Genomic DNA, 845 nt, shown 5'->3' with positions numbered 1-845 from the left:
TTGACTGGAGGAGCGACTACGAGAGTCACAGCTATGCAGTATGTGACCCTCCAGCGTCAGTGACGGCTGGAGTTCTGCGGATGCTGAAACGACTAGAATTGCCTTACGGTGCCTTTGATTTCGCCGTCACGCCCGATGGCGACTGGCGCTTTCTGGAAGTGAACCCAAGTGGCCAATTCGGGTTCGTTGAACAAGCAACCGGCCTGCCCATCACGGCCGCCATCGTTGACTATCTGGAAGGGAAAGGGTTGTGACTCAACCTGTTGAGGGAAACCGTCAACACATTGAGGCCCGCGTAAGTCTGGTGCGGAGGATGGATCAAGGAGGTGTCGTTCTTCCCTCACGCCTCGCGGAAGCTTTCCTGAACACGCCCCGCCATCCCTTCGTTCCCGTATTCTTCCGCAGAGAGGCTGACAAGTTCATTCCGTGGCGCTGCACGAACGGCGATGCCTCCGCCTGGCTGTCCCAGGTGTACGCGGATGACTCGCTCATCACCGAAGTGGACGGCGTACATGCCGAAGACGCGGGATCAAGCGCTGTCACGGGTGTCCCCACGTCGTCTTCGACGGCACCAAGCCTCATGGCCGACATGCTCGACGCCCTCGACGTGCGAGAGGGCACGCGCGTCCTGGAAGTGGGGACCGGTACCGGATACAACGCTGCGTTGCTCTGTCATCTGACAGGAGCGGAGAACGTGACCACGGTGGACCACTCGGCTGGTCTGGCAACGACGGCGCGCGAGCGGCTTGACGCACTGGGGCTACGCCCGCATGTTGTCCACGAAGACGGAGCGAAGGGATTCTCCGCACGCGCCCCATTCGATAGGATTATTGCCACGTGTTCAG

The 845-nt window shown here is 60.4% G+C and carries 1 protein-coding gene and 1 pseudogene; both read left to right on the top strand.

Annotated elements, in window-relative coordinates; all coding sequences use genetic code 11:
* A pseudogene (locus OSB71_RS24220) lies at positions 1-254 on the top strand (ATP-grasp ribosomal peptide maturase); the annotation flags it as partial.
* Positions 251-845 (top strand): methyltransferase domain-containing protein (locus OSB71_RS24215; protein WP_265950943.1); only part of this gene is annotated, 595 nt, incomplete at its 3' end. The pseudogene OSB71_RS24220 and the gene OSB71_RS24215, both read left to right, overlap by 4 nt.

It is taken from the genome of Streptomyces marinisediminis (assembly GCF_026262575.1).
GTDB classification, from domain to species: Bacteria; Actinomycetota; Actinomycetes; order Streptomycetales; family Streptomycetaceae; genus Streptomyces; species Streptomyces marinisediminis.
Note: the sequence above shows the minus strand (reverse complement) of the source record. Positions and strands in the feature narration are given on the sequence as shown.